This is a genomic window from Actinomyces sp. ZJ308 (assembly GCF_011752065.1).
In the GTDB taxonomy this organism is placed as follows: domain Bacteria; phylum Actinomycetota; class Actinomycetes; order Actinomycetales; family Actinomycetaceae; genus Actinomyces.
The window spans coordinates 1-3,266 of the sequence record NZ_JAAIJY010000063.1; the positions used below are offsets into that span (position 1 = coordinate 1).

At 65.6% G+C, this 3,266-nt stretch carries 5 protein-coding genes; 2 read left to right on the top strand and 3 right to left on the bottom strand.

The window, feature by feature from the left end; genetic code table 11:
• From HCR68_RS14495 to HCR68_RS13790, 3 genes are all read right to left on the bottom strand, one after another.
• Positions 1 to 587, bottom strand: a 587-nt coding sequence (locus tag HCR68_RS14495) for an excalibur calcium-binding domain-containing protein (RefSeq protein ID WP_347878339.1), incomplete at its 3' end; no start/stop codon positions are given.
• Positions 588 to 1,067: 480 nt separating this feature from the next.
• Positions 1,068 to 1,394, bottom strand: coding sequence for a type II toxin-antitoxin system PemK/MazF family toxin (locus HCR68_RS13785; protein WP_167150414.1), 327 nt, complete (start codon positions 1,392 to 1,394; stop codon positions 1,068 to 1,070).
• Entirely contained in the window at positions 1,391 to 1,597 is a 207-nt protein-coding gene (locus HCR68_RS13790; protein WP_167150416.1) for an antitoxin MazE family protein, read from the bottom strand. Before HCR68_RS13790 ends, HCR68_RS13785 begins: the two co-directional genes overlap by 4 nt.
• A 152-nt stretch (positions 1,598 to 1,749) precedes the next feature.
• Between HCR68_RS13790 and HCR68_RS13795 the strand changes: the two genes are divergently transcribed.
• Together HCR68_RS13795 and HCR68_RS13800 are read left to right on the top strand one after the other, a co-directional pair.
• The gene (locus tag HCR68_RS13795; protein WP_167150418.1) at positions 1,750 to 2,526 is read left to right on the top strand and encodes a type II CAAX endopeptidase family protein; all 777 of its coding nucleotides are present in this window, start codon (positions 1,750 to 1,752) and stop codon (positions 2,524 to 2,526) included.
• 84 nt (positions 2,527 to 2,610) lie between these two features.
• Positions 2,611 to 2,937, top strand: coding sequence for a metalloregulator ArsR/SmtB family transcription factor (locus tag HCR68_RS13800; protein ID WP_167150420.1), 327 nt, complete (start codon positions 2,611 to 2,613; stop codon positions 2,935 to 2,937).
• Positions 2,938 to 3,266 lie beyond the last annotated feature (329 nt).

Consider the following 3,266-nt stretch of genomic DNA (forward strand, 5'->3'; position numbering starts at 1 on the left):
CATCGGCATGCGCACCCCCGCCGAGCACGAAGCCGCCTGGGCCCCCGACACCCACCGCCAGGAACAACTACAACCAGCCACCACCACATCCAGCTAAACCAGCCTCCACAAAACCCGGGGCTTGACATGTCGCAGGCGATGCCGTCCTTGTCGCGGTCCAGGTCCGGCCGGTAGCCGGGGTCACCCTGGTACATCGGAGCCGCCCCGGCAGCCCTCGCCTCCTTGCAGTTGGCGTAGTACTCCTTCTGAGGCTTGGGCTCCGGGTCCGACTTGCTGTCACTCTGAGACTCCTTGTCGGAGTCAGCGCCAGAGTCGCCGCCGAACCAGCCGCTCCAGCCCGAGGAGTCCTCCGTCGGGTCTGCTTCGGGTTCCGCAGCGGGCTCTTCAGCGGGCGCCTCCTCAGAACCTGCGGAGTCACCACCGCCGGAATCCTGCTGAGACTCTGCCGGCGCCTCAACCGGCGCAGCCGGGGACGATGCATCACTGCTGGCACTGGAGGCGTCGTCACAGCCGGCCAGCCCGGCCCCCACAACCAGGGCGAGCACCACGGGGGCGGACTTCCTCAGCAGACCCCGACGCATCGACATCGGCGATGATGCGGGCAAGCGAGAAGAATGGGAGAATACGGGATAAATAGGGGACAAAAAGGGCGTGTTCACAGAAAGCCTCGGGCGATGAGAAGGGATGGTGGGTGGCTAGCCAAGAGAATTGAAGCACTCCGCGCCCGGTAATAACTCATAGAAACATAAAATGCAACCACATTGAAACACAGTGCTCTCACTGCCATCGCAGGCGAAAAACACACCGTGCCGCTTTCTTATTGTCCCCTATTTTTAGGGTTGCGCCGACGGGAACCCTCGCCGACGTCGGGCAATGCCGCCGGTGGGCGACGTACCGGTCGGCGACGGCGTCGACGGCCGTCATGGGGCGCGAGGGAGCAGGGGCGTCAGCGCGAGTCACTCACCGAGCGCATGGGACCGAGAGGGCGAGGCGCGGCGATCCGCTCGCACGTCCCGCGAACAGGATCCGGATCTGCACGTGACGCCGAACAGGCACCTCACCGGTTCTCATCGAGAAATCCCCAAAAATGCCAGAAGGAGTCGTTCAAGCTCACGAAGGTCACTGTCTCTGAGACACCCGACCTTCTCACCGACATTGCTGCGGCGGACAGTCGTCAGCTTATCGATCATCGCATCACTGTCGTGAGCCAGCCCCGACTCGGCGTCCGCCGGGATAGGCAACCGCAGAAAAGAAGCGTCGACCTGGCTCGTTGTCAGCGGAACCACGGTAACGGACGAGGTGAGGTTGAAGATGTCATCTTGGACGATCACCGCCGGACGAGGTTTTGACGCATAGACACCGCCCGCGACCATCCAGATTTCTCCGCGCCTCACTCCTCGCCCCAGTCAACCGACACGGCCTCAATGAATTCCTGGTCATCACTGCTCCGGTCCGCCTGCGCCACCCGCAGGGCCTGCCGCTGCGCCTCGCGCTCAACATCCGCTCTGCGCAGGTCCGGGAGCCACACCTGGACCGGGCGGTACCCTCGCGCCCGCATACGACTGCGGTAGGCACTGACACGTTGGTTGACCGACATATCTCCATTGTTACATGTCACGAGTGCAGGAGAAAGAGACCCGTGCGGAGACAATCGGACCTGGGTCTGATGGACCAGGGTCCGAGGGACGCTCCGCAGCTCGGCCGCCGGGGCGATGCGGCTCGCGGGCCGGCCGCCGCACACTTCCGGCCATGAGCACCTCCCTGCCCCCGAAGACTCCGGTCGCCTCTGCCGCACCGGCCCCGGCGCCGTCGGAATCCGCACCGGGCTCGCCGCAGAGCACGAGCAGCCGACCCGACCGGTTGTCCACCGTCGCACTGGTCGTCTTCACCGGCCTCTATGTTGCCTTCTTCCCCCTCAACCTCGGCCGCTACCTCATTCCGGCAAGCGCCGCCCCCGCGACCACCATCTGGCTCTATATCGCGCTCTTCGCCGTCGGCTGCGTCGCCTTGCGCCACCCGCTCACCCGAGCCGCCAGGCAGATCGCAGCCCGCAAGCGGCGGGCCGTCCTCACGCTGATCGTGGGCGGTATCGCCGCCCTGGCCATTGAGATCGTCGGCGCCCTGGCATCCTCGGCGCTGCTCGACCTCACCGGACTGTCCGGAGCGACCCTGCAGAACGACTCCAACGTCGGCAGTGCCATGCAGATGTTCCCGCCGATCGTCATCGTCGTCGTGCTCGGCATCCTCGGTCCCGTCGTGGAGGAGATGGTCTTCCGGCAGCTGCTCATCGGACTCATCGGCCGTTTCGCGCCGACCTGGGTGGCCGTCGTCGTCTCCAGCATCCTGTTCGGTGCCCTGCACATGAACTCGCCGGCGCTCTCCGAGGTCCTGGGCGTCCTCCCCCACGCCTTCTTCGGGCTGGGAATGGGCCTGCTCTACGTGAGGACCGACCGCAATCTGCTGTACCCGGCGAGCATCCACAGCCTCAACAACCTCAGCGCCTTCCTGCCCCTCCTCCTGCGCTGACCGCGCCCCCACCTCGCCTTCCGCTCCTGGCCGTCCCCGTTCGTTCAACGTGCGGGCCGACGGCGCCCGGAGTACTATTTCGTTATGTCGCGAAATACCGAATCAGGGGTCTTCACCGCCCTGGGACACCCCACACGGCGGGCCGTCCTGGCCTTCCTGCGCAACCGTGACTACGTGAAGGTCGGGGAGATCGCCGACGCCGTCGGCGTCTCCGGATCGACCCTGTCCGGTCACCTGCGCACCCTTCGCGAGGCCGAGCTGGTCGACACCCGGCGCCGCGGCACCGAGATTCAATACCGCGTCAACCTCACCCTCATTGACGAGGCCATGCTGCTGCTCGCCTCCCTGGGCGGCACCCTCAAAGCACCGGCCTCCGTTGACCCCATCGCTCACGAAAGGAGAGAACCATGACACCCACAAGCCGCTCGGCCCGCCTCCCCATCGGGGTCGTCGTCGTGGCGGCGAGCGCGCTGGCCTTCATGATCGCCTGGAGCGCCGTGCACTGGTCGCAGATGGTGCCCACAATCGTCACACGAGAGGCCGGAGGCAACCACGGCGCAAGCATCATCTCCCGTGGTTTCAGTGCAGCAGCTATGCCGGTGACCCTCGTACTCTGTCAAGCCCCGGGTTTTGTGGAGGCTGGTTTAGCTGGATGTGGTGGTGGCTGGTTGTAGTTGTTCCTGGCGGTGGGTGTCGGGGGCCCAGGCGGCTTCGTGCTCGGCGGGGGTGCGCATGCCGAT